Source organism: Actinomadura sp. WMMA1423 (genome assembly GCF_006547145.1).
Lineage (GTDB): Bacteria > Actinomycetota > Actinomycetes > Streptosporangiales > Streptosporangiaceae > Spirillospora.
Genome location: NZ_CP041244.1, coordinates 6,376,797 through 6,395,039, shown reverse-complemented (window position 1 = coordinate 6,395,039; position 18,243 = coordinate 6,376,797). Strand labels below are relative to the sequence as shown.

14 protein-coding genes are annotated in these 18,243 nt (G+C 73.3%); 8 read left to right on the top strand and 6 right to left on the bottom strand.

Annotated features, from left to right (window positions below; all coding sequences use genetic code 11):
* Positions 1–124: 124 nt before the first annotated feature.
* Genes FKD65_RS29650 through FKD65_RS29640 form a run of 3 tightly spaced genes read left to right on the top strand, consistent with a single transcriptional unit; the run spans position 125 to position 6,217 of the window.
* Positions 125–598 (top strand): SRPBCC domain-containing protein, encoded by a 474-nt coding sequence (locus tag FKD65_RS29650; RefSeq protein ID WP_141580975.1) that lies wholly within the window; start codon positions 125–127, stop codon positions 596–598.
* 58 nt (positions 599–656) lie between these two features.
* The gene (locus FKD65_RS29645; protein ID WP_141580973.1) at positions 657–1,598 is read left to right on the top strand and encodes an NAD-dependent epimerase/dehydratase family protein; all 942 of its coding nucleotides are present in this window, start codon (positions 657–659) and stop codon (positions 1,596–1,598) included.
* A gap of 38 nt (positions 1,599–1,636) precedes the next feature.
* A complete protein-coding gene (locus tag FKD65_RS29640; protein WP_141580971.1) occupies positions 1,637–6,217 on the top strand; it encodes an FtsK/SpoIIIE domain-containing protein in 4,581 nt (1,526 codons plus the stop codon).
* A gap of 163 nt (positions 6,218–6,380) precedes the next feature.
* Here FKD65_RS29640 and FKD65_RS29635 read toward each other — a convergent pair whose 3' ends face one another.
* The 4 genes from FKD65_RS29635 to FKD65_RS29620 form a co-directional block, all read right to left on the bottom strand.
* Positions 6,381–6,650: a WXG100 family type VII secretion target gene (locus FKD65_RS29635; protein WP_141580969.1), complete on the bottom strand. Its 270-nt coding sequence runs from the start codon at positions 6,648–6,650 to the stop codon at positions 6,381–6,383.
* Positions 6,651–6,926: 276 nt separating this feature from the next.
* A complete protein-coding gene (locus tag FKD65_RS29630; protein WP_141580967.1) occupies positions 6,927–7,469 on the bottom strand; it encodes a hypothetical protein in 543 nt (180 codons plus the stop codon).
* Between the two features lie 75 nt (positions 7,470–7,544).
* Complete coding sequence (locus tag FKD65_RS29625) at positions 7,545–7,874, bottom strand: hypothetical protein (protein WP_141580965.1); 330 nt, start codon at positions 7,872–7,874, stop codon at positions 7,545–7,547.
* 122 nt (positions 7,875–7,996) lie between these two features.
* Complete coding sequence (locus FKD65_RS29620) at positions 7,997–9,034, bottom strand: SPFH domain-containing protein (protein ID WP_240809660.1); 1,038 nt, start codon at positions 9,032–9,034, stop codon at positions 7,997–7,999.
* 205 nt (positions 9,035–9,239) lie between these two features.
* Between FKD65_RS29620 and FKD65_RS29615 the strand changes: the two genes are divergently transcribed.
* The 3 genes from FKD65_RS29615 (at position 9,240) to FKD65_RS29605 (ending at position 13,718) form a co-directional block, all read left to right on the top strand.
* Complete coding sequence (locus FKD65_RS29615; RefSeq protein WP_141580963.1) at positions 9,240–11,006, top strand: biotin carboxylase N-terminal domain-containing protein; 1,767 nt, start codon at positions 9,240–9,242, stop codon at positions 11,004–11,006.
* A gap of 193 nt (positions 11,007–11,199) precedes the next feature.
* Positions 11,200–12,681 (top strand): hypothetical protein, encoded by a 1,482-nt coding sequence (locus FKD65_RS44505; RefSeq protein WP_168221240.1) that lies wholly within the window; start codon positions 11,200–11,202, stop codon positions 12,679–12,681.
* Between the two features lie 62 nt (positions 12,682–12,743).
* The gene (locus tag FKD65_RS29605) at positions 12,744–13,718 is read left to right on the top strand and encodes a sensor histidine kinase (RefSeq protein WP_168221239.1); all 975 of its coding nucleotides are present in this window, start codon (positions 12,744–12,746) and stop codon (positions 13,716–13,718) included.
* A 28-nt stretch (positions 13,719–13,746) separates the two neighbouring features.
* Here FKD65_RS29605 and FKD65_RS29600 read toward each other — a convergent pair whose 3' ends face one another.
* Positions 13,747–14,406 (bottom strand): response regulator transcription factor, encoded by a 660-nt coding sequence (locus FKD65_RS29600; RefSeq protein WP_141580958.1) that lies wholly within the window; start codon positions 14,404–14,406, stop codon positions 13,747–13,749.
* Between the two features lie 318 nt (positions 14,407–14,724).
* Here FKD65_RS29600 and FKD65_RS29595 point away from each other — a divergent pair, with 318 nt between their 5' ends.
* Both FKD65_RS29595 and FKD65_RS29590 read left to right on the top strand, forming a co-directional pair.
* Positions 14,725–15,183 carry a CBS domain-containing protein gene (locus tag FKD65_RS29595; protein WP_141580956.1) on the top strand — a complete coding sequence of 153 codons (459 nt, stop codon included), beginning with the start codon at positions 14,725–14,727 and terminating at the stop codon, positions 15,181–15,183.
* 40 nt (positions 15,184–15,223) lie between these two features.
* Positions 15,224–16,507, top strand: a complete 1,284-nt coding sequence (locus FKD65_RS29590; protein ID WP_141580954.1) for an SLC13 family permease — start codon at positions 15,224–15,226, stop codon at positions 16,505–16,507.
* A 24-nt stretch (positions 16,508–16,531) separates the two neighbouring features.
* On the opposite strand, the gene FKD65_RS29585 is transcribed toward FKD65_RS29590, so the two are convergent.
* Positions 16,532–17,917, bottom strand: a complete 1,386-nt coding sequence (locus tag FKD65_RS29585) for an NAD(P)H-quinone dehydrogenase (RefSeq protein WP_141580952.1) — start codon at positions 17,915–17,917, stop codon at positions 16,532–16,534.
* Positions 17,918–18,243 lie beyond the last annotated feature (326 nt).

Sequence of the window (18,243 nt, the reverse complement as noted above, 5' to 3'; positions counted from 1 at the left end):
TTCGCTCTCGTCCTCCGGGAGGTTAGCAGAGCGCCGCGCTGATTCGAGAGCACCGCTCTTGACAACACTGCTCTCGAAAGAGAGCATTGCTCTCGTAACGGAGCACTGAACAAGGAGCCCTCCCATGCCGAGCCTCGCCACCCTGCACGACGAGTACGCGCTGCGCGGACGCATCGACGAGTCCGCGCCGGTCACCAGCGCCTCCAGCGTCCTGATCGACGCGCCGGCCGCGCGGGTCTGGGAGGTCCTGGCCGACCTGCGCGGCTGGGAGGCGTGGTCGCCCGACTTCCGGCTGCGCGCGCTGGAGGCCGTCGAGCCGGGCCGGGAGTTCCGCTGGAGCCAGGCCGGCACGCCCCTGCGGTCCCGGTTCGCCGTGGTGGAGCCGGGCCGGGAGCTGAGCTGGACGGGCACCTTCCTGGCCCTCTACCGGGCCGTGGACCGCATGGTCCTGGCCGGCGAGGGCGGCCGGACCCGCGTGACCATGCAGGAGTCCCTGAGCGGCCCGCTGATCCGGCTGATCTACGGGGAGCGCAGGCTCCGCGCGGGCCACGAGGCCCGTCTGGCAGCCCTCAAGAACCACGTCGAGGGCTCCGCCTGAGGCGGAGCCCCGGATCACCGAACACACGCCACCGAACACAGACCGTCAGGAGACAACCATGGGCAGGCACGTGATCGTCGGAGCCGGGCAGGTCGGGACGCACCTCGCCGAACTGCTTACCGGAAGGGGGCACGACGTCGTCGTCGTGACGCGTTCGGGGTCGGGACCGGAAGGGGTCGAGCGGGTCGCGGCGGACGTCGCCGACCGGGAGCGCCTCACCCGGGTCGCCAACGGCGCCGACGCCCTCTACAACTGCGTCAATCCGCAGTACCACCGCTGGGTGCGGGACTGGCCGCCGATGGCCTCGTCCTTCCTCGGCACCGCCGAGGACACCGGGGCCGTCCTCGTCACTCTGAGCTGCCTGTACGGGTACGGCCCTGTCGACGGGCCGATGACCGAGGACCTGCCCCTCGCCGCCACCGGCACCAAGGGACGCGTGCGGGCGAAGATGTGGCAGGACGCCCTTGCCGCGCACAAGGCGGGCCGGGTCAGGGCCACCGAGCTGCGCGGATCCGACTACTACGGGCCGGGCAGCACCGACCAGGCCTACATAGGCGAGGCGCGGTTCGTGAAGCCGCTGCTGGCGGGCAAGCGCGTCCCCTACTTCAGCGACCCGTCCGTCCCGCACGCGTGGACGTACCTGCCGGACGTCGCGCAGGCCCTCGCCATCGCCGGGACCGACGAGCGCGCTTGGGGGCGGCCCTGGCACATCCCCACCGGTCCCGCGGTGTCCACGGTCGAGGTCGGCGAGCGGCTCTGCGAGATCGCGGGGGCGCCCGCCCCGCGCGTCTACGAGGTGCCCCGCCCGGTGTTCCACGCGGCCGGGTGGTTCTCGCCGATGGCCAGGGAGCTGCGGGAGACCCGGTACCAGTTCGACAAGCCGTACATCCTGGACTCTTCGGCGTTCGAGTCGGCCTTCGGGATGTCCCCGACGCCGCTGGACGACGCCCTGAAGGCGGTCGTGGCCGCTTCCCGGATGGCGGAGCGAACGGGTAATTAAGCTAGGCCCGGTTGTCCCGAGGACGTCGGAGGGCTCGGATGCGGATCTCGTTCACGGCGCTGACCGGCGGAGGCCCGCGCGACGTCGTGCTGAACGTCGACTCCGAGGCCACGGTGGACGGGGTCGCCCAGACCCTCGCCGCCACCCTGGAGGGCCGCCCCGCCGTCCCCGGGCCGCGCTTCTCCAAGGACGCGCTGCGGTCCAGGGGCACGCGCAGGGCCCTCTGGATGGACGGCCGCATGCTGGACCCGCAGGCCCTCGCGGTGAAGGAGCTGCGGGACGGCGCCGTCGTCGCGGTCGAGCGGCGCGGCGCCGCCGCGACCGTGCTCACCGAGCCGACCGGGCTGGTCGAGGTGCGGGTCGCCGGCGGCCCGGCGGCCGGCTCCGTGCACCGGCTGGGTCTCGGCGTCAGCACGATCGGGTCCGGGAACGACGTCGACGTGGTGCTGGACGACCCGTCCGTCCCGGCCAGGTCCCTGCGGCTCACGGTCGGGCGCGCGGCCGTCCAGGTCGAGGCGTCCGCCCTGACGATGCAGGGGTCCGTCCTCCTGGACGGAACGCCCCTCGGCGCGAAGACGGCGTGGCCGATGGGCGCGCCGCTGACGGTGGGGGCCAGCGTGCTCACGCTCGCGCCGTGCGCCGCCCCCGACACCCACCTGGAGCCGCTGCCGGAGGGCGGCCTCGCGTTCAACCGGCCCCCGCGGCTGAACCGGCCGCCGCGGACGCGGACGCTGGAGGTCCCGAAGCGGCCCGAGCGCAACCCGCGCGAGCGGCTCCGGCTGTTCGGCGCGCTGCTGTTCTCGGCGTTCGGGCTCGCCATGGCGTTCGGGCTCGGCCAGTGGTGGTGGGCGCTGTTCGCGCTGGCCTGGCCCGTGATGACGCTCGGCGAGTGGGTCGGCGACCGGATGCACGGCCGCAAGTCCTACAAGCGGTCGCTGAAGGAGTACCACCAGAAGGCGGGCGAGTTCGACGGCGAGCTGGAGCGGCTGCGGCGCGAGGACGAGGCCGAGCGCCGCACGCTGCACCCCGACCCGGCCGAGGTGCTGCTGACCGCGACGGGGCCGCGGCGCCGGCTGTGGGAGCGCCGCCGCGACGACCCCGACGTCCTGCACCTGCGGCTCGGCCTCGCCGACCTGCCCGCCCGGGTCGAGCTGACCGGCGACGCCGCGCCCACGGGGAGCACGGCGCCCGCCGGTGCGGGGCCCGCCGGAAGCACCGGAGCCGAGCCCGCCGGGCGCGACGGCGCGTCCTCCCAGGCGGGGGACGCCATCCGGATCCCGACGGCCCGGCAGGTCCCAGTGGCACTGCCCCTCACCGAGCTGGGCGTCGTCGGGCTGACCGGTCCCCGGCACGCGTCCCGTGCCCTGGCCCGCTGGATGGTCGCGCAGGCCGCGGCCCTGCACAGCCCCCGCGACCTCGCCGTCGTCGTGCTGTCGGCGGACCCGCACGCGGGCGAGGAGTGGAACTGGGTGCGCTGGCTGCCGCACTGCGCGCCGCGCGAGGGCGAGGACTGCGTGGCCCTCGTCGGCACCGACCCCGAGTCGGCGGCGCACCGCGTCACCGAGCTGGCGATCCGGGTGACCGAGCGGCGGCGGGCGGCGCAGGCCGAGTCGTCGTTCTTCGGGCAGGGCGCGCGGCCGGCCGACGCCGTCCCGTACAACATCCTGATCGTCCTGGACGGCGCCCGCGCGCTGCGCCGCATACCGGGGATGCCGATGCTGCTGTCGCGCGGCGCCGAGTACGGGCTCTACGCCATCTGCGTGGACGACGAAGAGCGGATGCTCCCCGAGGAGTGCAGCGTCGTCGCCGCCTGGGACACGCACCGGCACTCGACGCTCCTGCTCCGGGGGCAGGGCCTTGACGCCGTCGGCCCCGTCCTCGCCGACCAGGTCTCCCCGACCTGGACCGACCGGGTGGCCCGCGCCCTGGCCCCCGTCCGGGACGTGTCCCGCGAGGACGCCGAGGACGCGCTCCCCTCCGACGTGCGGCTCCTGGACGTCCTCGACATGCCGGAGCCCACCGCCGAGCACGTCCTCCAGTCGTGGAGCAGGACGGGCGGGCGCACGACCCGCGTCCCGATCGGCCTCGCCTCGGGCGGCCGCTACGAGATCGACCTGCGCGTGGACGGGCCCCACGGTCTCATCGCCGGGACCACCGGCGCGGGCAAGTCGGAGCTGCTCCAGACCCTCATCGCCTCGCTCGCCGTGGCCAACCGCCCGGACGAGATGACGTTCGTCCTCATCGACTACAAGGGCGGCGCGGCGTTCAAGGACTGCGCGAACCTCCCCCACACCGTCGGCATGGTCACCGACCTGGACGGGCACGCCACCGAGCGCGCCCTGGAGTCGCTCGCCGCCGAGCTGCGCCGCCGCGAGGAGATCCTCCTCGGCGCGGGCGCCAAGGACATCGACGACTACGACGACCTGCGCCCGTCCGATCCGGGGCGGGCGGCCATGCCGCGGCTCGTCCTCGTGATCGACGAGTTCGCCGCCATGGTCACCGAACTGCCCGACTTCGTGGCGGGCCTGGTCGACATCGGGCGCCGGGGCCGGTCCCTCGGCGTCCATCTGATCCTCGCCACGCAGCGCCCCGCCGGGGTCGTGACCGCCGACATCCGCGCCAACACCAACCTGCGCGTCGCGCTGCGCGTCACGGACCCGGACGAGTCCGCCGACGTGCTCGACTCCCCCGACGCCGCGCAGATCTCCAAGTCCACCCCCGGACGCTGCTACGTCCGCTCCGGGGTGTCCTCGCCGCAGGCCGTGCAGTCGGCGCGGATCGGGGGCCGCCGCCCCGGGGCCGGGGCCGGCTCCGCCGGTCCGACCGTCCACCCGCTCCCCTGGCAGGGCCTCGGCCATCCGCTGCCCGGGCCGCGCGAGGCGGGCGACGACTCGGTGCCCGCCACCGACCTCGCCGTCCTCGTCCAGGCGGTCGACGAGGCCGCGCGCCGCGACGGGATCGCGCGGCAGCCGTCGCCGTGGCTGAGCCCGCTGCCCGAACGGGTCGCGCTGGCGTCGCGCACCGCCGCGGGCGGCTCGGTCGTGGACGTCCCGCCGATCCCGTTCGGCGTCACGGACCTGCCCGCCGTCCAGTCCCGCGAGGAGCTGACGCTCGACCTGACCTCCGGCGGCCACCTCTACATCGCCGGGTCCGCGCAGTCGGGCCGGTCCACGGCGCTGCGCACGATCGCCGGGTCCCTCGCGGGCGCCTGCTCCCCCTACGACGCCCACCTGTACGCGGTCGACTGCGGCGCGAACGCGCTGCTCCCGCTGGTCTCGCTGCCGCACTGCGGCGCCGTCGTGACCCGCGACCAGCTCGACCGCTGCGAGCGGCTGCTCACCGCGCTCACGGCCGAGGTCGCCCGCCGCCAGCAGGTGCTCGCCGAGGCGGGGTTCTCCTCCGTGGCCGAGCAGCGCGCCGCCGTCGCCGCCACCGACCGCCTCCCGTGGATGGTCCTGCTGCTCGACCGCTGGGAGGGCTTCCTCGGCGCGTTCGAGCACTACGACTACGGGCGCCTCGTGGACCAGGTCGTCCGGCTGCTGCGCGAGGGCGCCGCGGCCGGCCTGCGCGCGGTGTTCACCGGCGACCGCTCCGGGCTCGGCGGCCAGGTCTCCACCGTCTTCGACCGCCGCCTCATCCTGCGCATGGCCGACCCGAACGACTACGGCTACGGCGGCCTGCGCGACAAGCAGATCCCGGCCGAGATGCCGCCCGGCCGCGCCCTCGAACCGGCCGGGCCCGGCGCGCCGCCCCGCGAGTCGCAGATCGCGGTCCTCGGGGACGACGCGTCCGGCGCGGCCCAGGTCGCCGCCCTCCAGGAGATCGCCCGCACCTGCGTGTCCCGCTACGGCAGGCTGCCGCGCCGCCGGGGCCCCCTGCACGTGGACGAGCTGCCCGTCCGCGTCACCTACCGGGAGGCGATGTCGCTCGACCCGGAGTTCCTCGCCCCGTCGGCGCTGTGGGCGCTGGTCGGCGTCGGCGGCGACACGCTCGCGCCGGTCGGGATCGACCTGCTGGGCGAGGGACCGGGGTTCGCGGTCGCCGGGCCGCCCCGCTCGGGGCGCTCGACGACGCTGCGGACGATCGTCCACTCGCTGCTCGATCCGGCGGTCGGCGGCGGGCTCGTCCCGGTCGTCCTGGTGACGCCGCGGCGGTCCCCGCTCCGGCTGCTGTCGGGCCGGCCGGGCGTGCTCGGCGTGCTCACCTCCGACTCGGGCGCCGACGACCTCGAACGGGCGATCGGCGACGAGCACCGCTACGCCGTGGTCGTGGACGACGCCGAACTCCTGGACGAGACGGAGCTGGACGACGCCCTGAGCGGCGTCCTGCGCACGGCCCGCGACGGGGAGCACGCGGTCGTCATCGGCGGCACCACCGACGACCTGGGGCGCGGCTACCGGGGCTTCCTGTCCGACACCCGCCGCTCCCGCTCCGGGGTGCTGTTGTCGGTGGACTCGCCGGACGACGGCGACCTGTTCGGCCTGCGGCTGCCCCGCAACGCGCCGCTGGGCGGGCCCACGGGCCGCGGCCTGTTCGTCGCCGCGGGCGTCACCACCCGGATCCAGGTGGCGCTGCCGCCCCCGGTGAGCACCGACGCCCCCGCGGGCAGGACCGACTGACCACGGCCGGGCCGGAGGCCACCGGGCGAGAGCCGCCGGGCGAGAGCCGCCGCACGATGGCCCGCCCGGCGCAAGGACGTCGGGCCGGAGTCGGGTGGGTGGAAAAAGAGGCGGGTCCCGGCCTCGGGGGGATGGGCCGGGACCCGCGGCTCGCGGGAGGCTGTCAGCGCGTGGCGGCCTCGATGTTCTGCTGGGACCTGCGGATGTCCTGGCTGCCCTGTTCGAGGGCGACGGCCATCTTGTCGAAGGCGGTCTTGGCCTCGGCCCAGGCGGCGCGGAAGCGGTCGGCGCCGGGGCCCCACCAGGCGGCGCTGCTGCTCACGGTGCGGCCGTTGAGGTCCTTGATGAGGGCGTCGAGGTTGCGGGAGTGCTTGCTGAAGATGCGGGACAGTTCCTCTAGCTCGCCCAGGTTGGCGCCGCGCTTGTCACCCATCGCCCCGGCCCTTTCCTCGCTGATGGTTGGAACGTTTCCACGCTCTGCCGCAGGAATGGCGCCAGCCTACGCCCCACCGATCACATCCAGCCAGCGTCACCCCTGGGATCCCCCGTCGAAACGGCCATATTCCCGCCATCGTGGCCTGTCCGGATGTGGCCACACAAGCCAGGGCGGCATGGCTTGTGACGAGCATAATTACTGCGCGTCAAGAGAGTTTCAGAGCGGTTTCCGGGACCGAATGCCGGGTCCCGGCGGAAAGGGAAGACCAGCGTGTCAGCGGCCCTCGTCGAGGGGGTCGTTCACCGGGTGCGCCCCCGGGTCGAGGACGCGCTCGCCGACCATCGTGATCTGCTCCCCGGTCGCGCGGAACTCGAACCGGCGCCGCACCGACTGGGTGACCTTCCCGCTGCCGTAGCGCATCTCGGTGTGCTCGACCGCCTCCAGCGTGATGCGGTCCCCGGTGCGGACGGCGCGGCCCCCGTCCAGGCGGGTGCGGGCGCCGGTGTAGGCGGGGCCGCCCTCGACGGGGGCGCGGTTGCGGGTCTCCAGCTCCTGGACGGCCTTCTCCTGCGTCCGCACCAGCGACGGGGAGATCCGCACGCCGAGGACCTCCGTGGGCGCGGTGCGGCGGTCCCGGTCGGCCCCGCGCACGAGGGCCTCGGAGCGGCGCTCCAGGTAGGTGCTGGCCGCGACGGTCAGCTGGCGGGTGACGTAGTCCTCGACGACGGGCGTCTCACCGCGCACGCCGGACGAGGGCGCCAGCAGGCACGCGGCCAGGACGACCGCCAGTCCGGCCCGGGGCCACGGGCGAACCATCGGCCTCTCCCGATGATCAGGGGCTGGTGGGTCGGAGCCGAGATTACACGGAAGGTCCCCGGACGGAACGCCGGATCAGTCCGTTTCGCTCTCCAATGCGGCGACGCGGGAGCGGGCCTGGGCCATGGCCTCGTGGTAACGGTCCTCCCATTGCGGGTCGGCGTCCGGGATGGCGGCGACCGTCTGGCGGCCGGTCTCGGCGAGCACGTCGCCGGAATCGCCGCGGGAGACGCGCCGGACGACGACCGTGGTGACGCCGTCCGACGACTCGGTGTGCGTCTCCCACCGGGCGCCGCTCTCCAGCTGCGCCCGGCTCGGCGACGAGCGGCCGGTGAACGCGTAGAACAGCAGGACGACCGCCGTGACCGCCACCGCCAGCTCCGCCAGAACGATCAGGAACCGCACGACCGCCTCCGCTCCGCGCCCACCGCGCCGCCTCCCGCCTCCATGGCGGGTTCATCCTCGTCCGTCCGCCCTCGCCGCCCGCGCGCCCCGTCCCGGCGCCCCGCGCCCCGTCCCGGTGCCCGTCAGTCCCGCAGGAGGGAGCCGTTCGGGTTGCCGGGCGCGTAGACCGTGATGCCCTGCGGGAGGGCCTTCAGCTCCTCGATCCTCGCGCAGGTGGGGCATTTGTTGTAGCCGTCCTGGCGGGCCTTGTTGGCCGCGGCCTCCGCCTTGGCCGAGGCGACCTTCGCCTGCGCCTCGCTGATCTGCGCGAACGCGGCCTGCGCGCGGTCCACCGCGTCCTGCACCTTCGACGGCAGGGTGACCCGCACCAGGTTGAAGTGGATGTTGGTGACGAACTCGCCGCCGAGCGTCTGCTCCAGGTCGGTGGCCAGGCTCGTGTTGATGGCGTTCTGCACCTTGGCGATGTTGCCGTTGTTGCTCTGCGCCTGCTGCCCGGCGGTCTGGACGTTCTTCGGCGCGGAGGAGTTCTGCACGAGGGCGCAGGAGGAGACGAGCTCGGCGCACCGGAAGCTGTTGATCTGGCTGCGCAGGTCGTTGTCGATCACCGGCCGGACGATCTGGTCGAGGAACGCCGACCAGCCCTTGTCGCCGTCGTAGACGTTGTAGGTGCCGCCGTCCGCGCTGCGGAACTTGCGGGTGCCGTACTTGTCGTCGAACCGCCTGAGGGCCTTGTGGTCCTGGTTGAGGGTGAAGTAGAGCGTCCCCTCGATGCCCATGTTGACGCCGTCCGAGCTGGGCACGGTCACGACGTCCACGCCGGACTCCTCGCCCTTCCTCGCGTCCGAGGTGATCGTGTAGAAGCGCTGCTGGGCCGGGTACTTGTGGACCTGCGAGTAGAGCCCGATCCAGACGCGGCCGGAGCCTGGGTCGATGACCTGCCGGATCCTGTTGTTGTCGAAGAACCCGCCGTTGCGGACGACGGCGATCTCGCCGCCGCTGGTCCGCTCGTAACCGCCGAGCAGCGCGCTCAGCACCGGCCATCCCACGACGACCAGCAGCACCGCGACGATGATCGCTGTGCGCCTGCCGGGCGCCCTCACCGCGGAGAGCCGGCTCGCACCGGCCCGCTCCCTGGCTGCGGACGTCTTCTTCTCGGCCACGGTGGCTCCTCTCACACCCGCACGGGGGTCGTTCCGCGGGTTCGTTGATCAGACGGAGCGGACGCTAGCCGGGATCCCCTCGGGGGTACCGCTTTCTCGCGAAACCTCCCGCTATCCGGGACCGCGCCCCCTATAAGGAGGGGCTTACGAAAACCTGGGATCGCGGTTATCTAGACTGCCTGCGAGGTTGAAGGAGGAGACCCACGTGCGCAAAGTCCTGATCGCCAACCGCGGCGAGATCGCGGTCCGTATCGCCCGTGCCTGCCGCGACGCGGGGCTGGTCAGTGTGGCGGTGTACGCCGAGCCCGATCTGGAGGCGCTGCACGTTCGGGTCGCCGACGAGGCGTTCGCCCTGGGCGGGCAGACGGCGGCCGAGAGCTACCTGGACATCGAGAAGCTGTTGAAGATCGCGTCGGAGGCCGGCGCCGACGCCGTGCACCCCGGCTACGGGTTCCTGGCCGAGAACGCCGACTTCGCCGCCGCGGTGGAGAACGCGGGGCTGACCTGGATCGGCCCGCCGCCCGCGGCGATCACCGCGCTCGGCGACAAGGTGCAGGCCCGGCACATCGCGCAGCGGGTGGGCGCGCCGCTGGTCGCCGGCACCGCCGACCCGGTGTCGGGCGCCGACGAGGTCGTCGCGTTCGCCGAGGAGCACGGCCTGCCCATCGCTATCAAGGCCGCGTTCGGCGGCGGCGGCCGCGGCCTGAAGGTCGCCCGGACGCTGGAGGAGGTGCCCGAGCTGTACGAGTCGGCCGTCCGCGAGGCCGTGGGCGCCTTCGGGCGCGGCGAGTGCTTCGTCGAGCGGTACCTGGACAAGCCCCGGCACGTCGAGACGCAGTGCCTGGCCGACAAGCACGGCAACGTGGTCGTCGTGTCCACCCGCGACTGCTCGCTCCAGCGGCGCCACCAGAAGCTCGTCGAGGAGGCGCCGGCCCCGTTCCTGTCCGAGGAGCAGCTGGAGCTGCTGTACTCCTCCTCCAAGGCGATCCTGAAGGAGGCCGGCTACGTCGGCGCCGGGACGTGCGAGTTCCTCGTCGGCCAGGACGGCACGATCTCGTTCCTCGAGGTCAACACGCGCCTCCAGGTCGAGCACCCCGTCACCGAGGAGGTCGCCGGGGTCGACCTCGTCCGCGAGATGTTCCGCGTCGCGGACGGCGAGGAGCTCGGCTACGGCGACCCGGAGCTGCGCGGCCACTCGATCGAGTTCCGGCTGAACGCCGAGGACGCCGGGCGGAACTTCCTGCCCGCCGTCGGCACCCTGACCGCCTGGCACCCCCCGACGGGCCCCGGCGTCCGCCTGGACGCCGGCTACGAGGCGGGGCAGACCGTCCCGCAGGCGTTCGACTCCCTGATCGCCAAGCTGATCGTGACGGGCGCGACGCGGCGGCAGGCCGTCGAGCGCTCCCGCCGCGCCCTCGCCGAGTTCGTCATCGACGGCATGCCGACCGTCCTGCCGTTCCACCAGGCCGTGCTGGACGACCCGGCGTTCGTCCCGGCGGACGACGAGACCCCGTTCAGCGTCCACACCCGGTGGATCGAGACGGAGTTCGACAACCGGATCCCGCCCTACGAGGCTCCTCCGGCGGGCGAGGAGGCGGAGGGCGAGCGCGAGCGCGTCACCGTCGAGGTCGGCGGCCGCCGCATCGAGGTCGTGCTGCCCGCCGGGCTCGGCGCCTCCGCGGCCCCCGCCGCGGGCGGCTCGGCGCCCGCCAGGCGGCGCGGCGCCAAGAAGGGCGGCGCCGCGCAGGCGTCCGGCGACTCCCTGGTCAGCCCGATGCAGGGCACCATCGTCAAGCTCCTAGTCGAGGAGGGCGCGACCGTGGCGGCCGGCGACACCATCGTGGTCCTGGAGGCCATGAAGATGGAGCAGCCGCTGACCGCGCACAAGGCCGGGACGCTCACCGGCCTGTCCGCGGAGGTGGGCCAGACGGTCTCCGCGGGCGCGGTGATCTGCGAGATCAAGGACAGCTGACCGCGGCGCCCGGCGGCACGGCACCCTCGGCCGGTGCAGGGACCAGGGCGCCGCCGCCGGGCCGCCGGACGCCGGCCGGACATCCTACTTTCCGGCCGGGGTCCGCCGGATGGGGTGCGATCCCCATTCCGGATGTCCTCAAATCCGTCCCGCGAACGACGCATCGCCGCGTCCACGTGGGCAGACTGAGAAGATGAGCACCGAGAACAGGGTGATCCGGGCGGCTCGCGGGGGCGCCGTGTCGGCGGTCATCGTCGCCGTCGCCGCTCCGGCCTTCGCCCTGGCCGCCCCGGCGGTCGCCGCCACGGCACAGGTCACGGCGCCGAAGACCGCGGCCCAGGCGGGGGTCGCGGCCCAGGCGGGGGTCGCGGCCCAGGCGGGGTTCGCGGCGCAGGCCGCGGTCCCGAAGGCGCCGGCCGACGACACCGTGGGCCAGATCGCCAAGGGCCTGATCGACTCACGCCTCTACGTGACGAGCGGCGCCGGGAACCCGCTGTCCCCGGCCGACAGGAACGAGATCGAGACGTCCCTGGGCGGCGACGGCGAGGCCGACATCCGCGCCGTGGTCGTCCGCAACGACATCACTTCCACCCAGGTCCGGCAGATGCTCCCGGCCGTCGCCGAGCGCGTCGGAAAGGGCGAGACCTTCGTCGCGGTCACCGCCGACGGCGGCCGGATGGGCGCGATCTCCAAGAAGCTGGACCGCGCGGAGATCAACCAGCTGGTCACCCGCACCGAGGGCGCCCCGCTCAAGCAGCGGCTGATCCAGTTCGGCGACCTCGCCGAGAAGAAGGCCGCCGGCGACTCCAGGTCCAGCGCGACGGTCGGGTACGTGCTGCTCGGCCTGCTGGTACTGGTGGTGGGAGCCGTCGTGGGCGTCATGCTCACCGCACGCAGGAAGCGGCGCGAGCGCGCGGCCCGCGAGATGGCCGACCTCAAGGCCGGTGTGCAGGAGGACGTGACCCTCCTCGGCGAGGACATCGCCCGCCTCGACCTGAACGTGATGGATACCGGGCTCGACCCCGACACCCGCGCCGACTACGAGCGCGCGATGAACTCCTACGACCAGGCCAAGCAGGCGACCGAGCGCGCCACCCGCCCGCAGGACATGCAGGACGTCACCACCGCGCTGGAAGACGGCCGCTACTTCATGACCGCGACGCGCGCCCGGCTCGCCGGCGAACCCGTGCCCGAGCGGCGCGCGCCGTGCTTCTTCAACCCGCAGCACGGGCCGTCCGTCCAGGACGTGACGTGGGCGCCGCCCGGCGGCACCGCCCGTTCCGTCCCGGCGTGCGCGGCCGACGCGGAAGCCGTCCTGCGCGGCGGCGACCCGGACGTCCGCATGGTTCCGGTGGGCGGGGAGCGGCGGCCGTACTGGAACGCCGGACCCGCCTACGCCCCCTACGCGGGGGGCTACTACTACGGCTACGGCGGGATGGACCTGCTCAGCGGCCTGCTGATCGGCACCGCGCTCGGCTCCATGCTGGGCGGCGGCTGGGGCGGCTACGGCGGAGACTTCGGCGGCGGCGGCGACGGAGGCGGGGGCGACGGCGACATCGGCGGCGGCTGGGACTTCGGAGGCGGCGACTTCGGAGGCGGGGGCGACTTCGGAGGCGGCGACTTCGGAGGCGGGGGCGACTTCGGAGGCGGAGGCGGCGACTTCGGAGGCTTCTGAGGGGTGCCCCCCGTGACCCGGTTCCATGGACAGAACGCGCCCCCATGCGGTGGCGTGGTCCCATGAGCAGGACACCCGCGTCGGCGCTGTTCTGGCGCATCCTCGGCATCAACGGCCTGATCTTCGTGATCGGCACGCTCGTGCTGGCGGTGGGGCCCGTCACCGTGTCGACGCCGATCCTGATGCGCGAGCTGTTCGTGCTGCTGGCCGGGCTGGCGGTGATGGTGGCGGCGAACGCGTTCCTGCTGCGCGCCAGCCTGGCGCCGCTGGCGGGGCTCACCGCGCTGATGGCGCGCCTGGACTCGCTGCGCTCCGGCGACCGGCTGCCGCCCGGCGGGCACGGCGACCTGTTCCATGTGGTCGACCAGTTCAACGCGATGCTCGACCGGCTGGAGGCCGACCGCAGCTCCAGCACCGCCCTCGTGCTGGACGCCCAGGAGGCGGAGCGCCGCCGCATCGCCCAGGAGCTCCACGACGAGATCGGGCAGAGCCTCACCGTCGTGCTGCTCGGGCTGAGGTCGGTGGTGGACCGTGCGCCGGAGGAGGTCGCGGAGGAGCTGCGGGACGTCCAGGAGACCGTCCGGTCCAGCCTGGACGAGGTGCGCCGCGTCGCCCGGCGGCTGCGTCCCGGCGTCCTGGACGACCTGGGCCTGACCAGCGCGCTCACGGCCCTCGCCACGGACTTCTCCGGGACGGGCGGCCCGCGGGTGACCCGCCGCGTCCAGTCCGGGCTGGAAGGCCTCGGCGCGGACGCCGAGCTGGTCGTCTACCGGATCGCGCAGGAGAGCCTGACGAACGTGTGGCGGCACTCGGGGGCGCGGAACGCCGAGCTGTCGCTCGCCCAGGACGCGGACGGGCGCGTCGTCCTGCGCGTGGTGGACGACGGGTCCGGGCCGCCCGCCAGGGTGGGGTCGGGCATCCACGGCATGCGGGAGCGCGCGATGCTCATCGGCGCGCAGCTGACGATCGGCCCGGCGGACGGCGGCGGCACCGAGGTGCGGCTGGTCGTCCCGCCGCGCGGCGACCGCCGCGGCTGAGCCCCCCGCCCCGCCGCCCCGCAGCCCGTCAGGGCTCGACGAGGCCGACGCGGATCGCGTACTTCGTCAGCTCCAGCCGGTCGCGCATCCCGAGCTTGCCGAGGATGTTCGCGCGGTGCCGGTCGACGGTCTTGACGCTGATCGTGAGGGTCTCGGCGATCCGCTTGGAGGAGTACCCCTCCGCGACCAGCTTGATGATCTCCTCCTCGCGCGGCGTCAGGATGCCGTCGGGCCCCTCCCCGCCCCGGTCCCGGGAGAGGTACTCGCGGATCAGCGCGGTCACGGCGGCCGGGTACAGGAACGGCTCGCCGCGCATCGCGGCGCGGACGGCGTGCAGCAGGTCGCGGTCGGCGACGGACTTCAGCACGTAGCCGGACGCGCCCGCCTTCAGCGCCTCGAACAGGTACTGCTCGTTGTCGTACATCGACAGGATCAGCGTCCGGACCTCGGGGAACCGGCGGCCGACCTCCCGCGCGGCCTGCAGCCCCGTCATCCGCGGCATCGCGATGTCTAGGATCGCGAGGTCGACCCCGCCCGCGGCGAGCGCGTCGAGCGCCTCCGCCCCGTCGGCGGCCTCCGCCACCACGGTCAGGTCGGGTTCGGCGTCCAGGATCAGGCGCAGCCCCCGGCGCACCAGCGCGTGGTCGTCGGCGAGCAGGATCCGGGTCGCGGACTCCCGAGTGTGCACCGGGCCTCCCGAGTGTCGCCGTCCGGTCTCGCCCTCATCCTAGGCGCGCGGTCGGGGAAGGACGCGCGGCCACCAGCAAATACATGATCCCTCCCCCCGGATATGGGTGCCGCGCCCGATGGGGACTCGCGCCGCCGCCGAAAAGACTGGAAGCCGCAGGACGAAAGGGGCGGACACATGGCACGGCGAACGGGCGGCGGGCACCGTCCCCCGCCCATGGCACCGCGGAGGCCGTCCCGTGACGGGTCCGCCCCCGGCGCCAGAAGGAGGACCCTATCCACTCGGAGGACCAGGCTTACCGGAAGCCGAAAGGACACCATGCAAGCGCGGGACATCGCCGTACAGGTGCCGACCGTGACCCTGGGCGACTCCATCGCCCACGCGATCCAGGTCATGGCGCTCGGGCGGCTGCCCGGGCTGATCGTGATCGACGAGGCGCAGCGGCCGATCGTCGTCCTGCCCGGCACCCAGGTGCTGCGGCTGGCGGTCCCCGTCGCCTTCCAGGAGGACCCGGCGCTGACCCGGACGGTGGACGAGGCCCACGCCGACACGTTCTGGTACGAGATCCGCGACCTCACGGTCGGCGACTGCCTCGCAACGCCCACTCCCCGCCCGGTGATCGTCAAACCGTCCGCGACGCTGCTGGAACTGGCCACGCTGATGGCCCGGCAGCGCAGCCCCCTCGTCGCCGTGGTGGACGAGGCCGGGCTCCTGGCCGGCGCGGTCACGCTCGACCGGCTGCTGTCGGCGCTGGCGCTGGCCAGGCCCGGCGACTGAGCCCCGCCTCCCCCGCGGCCCCCCGGCGAGAGGGCGTTCGGTGACCGCGGTCGCGGCGCTCGCCGTGTTCGTGGTCGCGTTCTTCTTCATCGCGACCGAGAAGGTCGACAAGGTCAAGGTCGTCCTCATCGCGGCCGGAGTGATGACGGTGCTCGGGCTCACCCCCGGCGCCGAGGTCTTCTTCTCCGAGCACGACGGGATCGACTGGAACGTCATCTTCCTGCTGTTCGGGATGATGGTCATCGTGGGGGTCGTCAAGGGCACCGGGCTCTTCGACTACCTGGCGATCTGGGCGGCCAAGCGGTCCAAGGGCAGGCCCTACCGGCTGCTGGTGATGCTGATGCTCATCACCGCGATCGCGTCGCCGTTCCTGGACAACGTCACCACGATCATGCTGGTGGCGCCGGTGACGGTGGTGGTCTGCAACCGGCTGCGCATCCCGGCCCACCCCTACCTCATCGCCGAGGTGCTGGCGTCCAACATCGGCGGCGCCGCGACCCTGATCGGGGATCCGCCGAACATCATCATCGCCAGCCGGGCGGGGCTGACGTTCAACGACTTCCTCGTCCACATGGCGCCGATCGTCGTGATCGTGTTCATCGCGTTCGTGCTGCTGGCGCGGGTGCTGTTCCGCTCCTCTTTCAGGTACGACGAGCGGTACGCCTCCGAGGTCATGTCGCTGGACGAGCGCAAGGCGATCACCGATCCGGCGCTGCTGACGCGGTGCCTGGTCGTGCTCGGCCTCGTCATCGTCGGGTTCTCGCTGCACTCGGTGGTGCACGTCGAGCCGTCCATCGTCGCGCTCGTCGGCGCGGGCGTGATGCTGCTGGTGTCGCGCGTCCAGGTCTCCGACGTCCTCGAAGAGGTGGAGTGGCCCGTCCTGGTCTTCTTCATGGGGCTGTTCATCATGGTCGCCGGGCTCGGGCACACCGGCGTCATCGAGAGGATCGGCACCTGGTCGGCGGACGCGGTGGGCGACAACTACTTCGCCGCCGCCACCGCCCTGCTGTTCGGGTCGGCCGTGCTGGGCGCCTTCTTCGACAACATCCCCTACGCGGCGACCATGGCGCCGATCGTGGAGGGGATGGCCGCGGGCGCGCCCGACCCGACGACCGCGCAGGCGCTGTGGTGGTCGTTCGCTCTCGGCGCCGACTTCGGCGGCAACGGGACGGCCGTCGCCGCGAGCGCCAACGTGGTCGCGATCGGCATCGCCGCCAAGACCGGCAACCGGATCAGCTTCTGGCAGTTCACCCGGTACGGGATCGTCGTCACGGTCATGAGCACGGTGATGGCGTGGGTCTACGTGGCCCTGCGCTACTTCTAGTAAAGGCCCGGCCGGGCACGCCTCTCAGTAGGCGTGCTCGGCCATCAGCCGGCGGGACGCCTCGGTGACGCTCCCCGACAGCGACGGGTAGACCGCGAACGTGTGCGCCACCTGGTCGACGGTGAGGTGCTGCTGGACGGCGATCGACACGCCCAGGATCAGCTCGCTCGCCCGGGGCGCCACGATCACGCCGCCGAGCACGATCCCCGTGGACGGGCGGCAGAAGAGCTTGACGAAACCGTCCTCGAAGCCCTGCATCTTGGCGCGCGCGTTGGTGAACAGCGGCAGCATGACCGTCCGGGCGTTGACGTCGCCGGAGTCGACCATGTGCTGCGTCACGCCGACCGACGCGACCTCGGGGTCGGTGAAGATGTTGGAGGCGACCCAGCCGAGCTTCAGCGGCTGCACCGCCTCGCCCAGCGCGTGCCACATCGCGATGCGCCCCTGCATGCCCGCCACGGACGCCAGCATGAGGATGCCCGTGCAGTCGCCGGAGGCGTAGATGTGCGGGACGGACGTCCGAGACACCTTGTCGACCTCGACGAAGCCGCGCGCGTCGCACCGCACGCCGACCTCCTCCAGACCGATGCCCTTGGTGTTCGGGACCATCCCGACGGTCATCAGGCAGTGCGTGCCCTCGACCTTCGTCCCGTCCTCCAGGGTGACGATCACGCCGTTCCCCGACCGCTCCACGGCCGCCGCCCGCGACCGCGACATGACGTTCATGCCGCGCCGCAGGAAAACCTCCTGCAGGACGGCCGCGGCGTCGGCGTCCTCCGTCGGCAGGATCCGGTCCCGCGAGGACACCAGCGTCACCTTCGAGCCGAGCGACAGGTACGCCCCGGCCAGCTCCGCGCCCGTGACGCCCGAGCCGACCACGATCAGCTCCTCGGGCAGCTCGGGCAGGTCGTAGAGCTGGCGCCAGTTCAGGATGCGCTCGCCGTCCGGCTCGGCGCCGGGCAGCACGCGCGGCGTCGCGCCGGTCGCGATCAGCACGATGTCGGCGCGGATGCGGCGCTCGCCGACCGCCACGACATGCGGCTCCACCAGCCGCGCCTCGCCGCGGACGATCTTGACCTCCTCGTAGGCGAGCCGTTCGGCGACGTCGAACGACTGGGCCCGCGCGAGGTCCTTCACGCGCTTGTTGACGGTGGCCATGTCGGCTTCCAGGGCGCCGACGATCCCGTCCGGGCCGCCGTTGAAGCGCAGCCCGAGACCGGCCGACTCCGACATGACCGCGATGCGGGTCGAGGTGGCGATGAGCGTCTTGGAGGGCACGCAGTCGGTGAGCACGCACGCGCCGCCCGGACCGTCCCGTTCGATGACGGTCACGTCGGCGCCGAGCTGCGCCGCGACGAGCGCGGCCTCGTAACCGCCCGGGCCTCCTCCGATGATCACGATGCGGGTCACATCTTCCATTGTTTCCTACTCTCGGCAGTGAAAAGTCCCGCTCCGGGCCACTTCTTCCTGCAACAACCCCACCCGCCCCACCCATCCGCCTGACGCGCCCCCTGCGGGGGACGGGCCCCCACACCCCGAGCCGAACTCGACGCGCCCCCCGCGAGGGGCCCCCACACCCCCGAGCCGTACTCGGCGCGCCGCCTGTGGGGGCGACCCCCACACCCCCGAGCCGTACTCGGCGCGCCGCCTGTGGGGGCGACCCCCACACCCCCGAGCCGTACTTGGCGCGCCGCCTGTGGGGGCGACCCCCACACCCCCGAGCCGTACTTGGCGCG

What these genes read in the sequence shown, in the direction of transcription:
- FKD65_RS29650 (WP_141580975.1), top strand. Translation starts at nt 125, where the DNA reads ATGCCGAGCCTCGCCACCCTGCACGACGAGTACGCGCTGCGCGGACGC.
- FKD65_RS29645 (WP_141580973.1), top strand. Translation starts at nt 657, where the DNA reads ATGGGCAGGCACGTGATCGTCGGAGCCGGGCAGGTCGGGACGCACCTC.
- FKD65_RS29640 (WP_141580971.1), top strand. Translation starts at nt 1,637, where the DNA reads ATGCGGATCTCGTTCACGGCGCTGACCGGCGGAGGCCCGCGCGACGTC.
- FKD65_RS29635 (WP_141580969.1), bottom strand. Translation starts at nt 6,650, where the DNA reads ATGGGTGACAAGCGCGGCGCCAACCTGGGCGAGCTAGAGGAACTGTCC.
- FKD65_RS29630 (WP_141580967.1), bottom strand. Translation starts at nt 7,469, where the DNA reads ATGGTTCGCCCGTGGCCCCGGGCCGGACTGGCGGTCGTCCTGGCCGCG.
- FKD65_RS44505 (WP_168221240.1), top strand. Translation starts at nt 11,200, where the DNA reads ATGAGCACCGAGAACAGGGTGATCCGGGCGGCTCGCGGGGGCGCCGTG.
- FKD65_RS29605 (WP_168221239.1), top strand. Translation starts at nt 12,744, where the DNA reads ATGAGCAGGACACCCGCGTCGGCGCTGTTCTGGCGCATCCTCGGCATC.
- FKD65_RS29595 (WP_141580956.1), top strand. Translation starts at nt 14,725, where the DNA reads ATGCAAGCGCGGGACATCGCCGTACAGGTGCCGACCGTGACCCTGGGC.